Genomic DNA, 766 nt, shown 5'->3' with positions numbered 1-766 from the left:
AGGTCGTGATATGGGTAATAAGATTCTGCATTTTCTTAATGATATCGAAGGCTACATCTGCCGGACATTATTAGCGCTGTTCGTTACACTGCTTTTTGCGCAAATCATTTCTCGTGAAATTTTCGGATATTCGATTGCTTGGACTGAAGAGCTTTCTGTCTATATGTTTGTATGGTTTGTTTACTTTGGTGCTTGTTACTCTGCTAGGTTGGCAGCACATAACCGAGTTACGTTTCAATATAAATTAATGCCTTCTTGGCTCCCACCGATTCTTGAGTTTATAACAGACCTTATTTGGATCGCGTTTAATTTTTATATGGTTTATATGTCATACAATTTTGTATTTTATAAAATGAATTTGTTTTGGAAATCTCAAACATTAGGGATTCCAATGAAATATATTTATCTTATTCTACCGATTGCTTTTACATTAATGAGCTTGCGTATCATTCAAGTTAACTACTTAAAATTTGTGAAGGGTGAAAGTGTTATCGACCCTGATTCACAAGAATTGGACAAATTAAAGAGTGGTGAGTTGGAAGGACTTAACGAAACCGCAAAGGCTGAGGGTAAATCATGACAGAAACATCCATTGTATTAGTTCTCTTCGGATCCTTTTTTGTACTTTTGTTAATGGGTGCTCCGATCAGTATCTCGTTAGGTGTAGCGGCGTTAGCGTCCTATTTCTATCTGGGTGAGAACCCAATTACTTTTGTACAAATTGCTTTTACCTCAGTTGGTTCTTTTCCGTTGATGGCGCTTCCTG

At 36.8% G+C, this 766-nt stretch carries 1 protein-coding gene and 1 pseudogene; both read left to right on the top strand.

Features of this window, described 5'->3' with window-relative positions; translation table 11 throughout:
• Positions 1 to 580, top strand: a 580-nt coding sequence (locus V6259_RS19530; RefSeq protein WP_341585951.1) for a TRAP transporter small permease, incomplete at its 5' end; no start/stop codon positions are given.
• Positions 577 to 766, top strand: a pseudogene (locus tag V6259_RS19525) (C4-dicarboxylate ABC transporter permease); the annotation flags it as partial. The gene V6259_RS19530 and the pseudogene V6259_RS19525, both read left to right, overlap by 4 nt.

The organism is Marinomonas sp. TI.3.20, from assembly GCF_038155025.1.
Lineage (GTDB): Bacteria > Pseudomonadota > Gammaproteobacteria > Pseudomonadales > Marinomonadaceae > Marinomonas > Marinomonas flavescens.
This window is presented reverse-complemented; position numbering and strand designations above follow the sequence as displayed.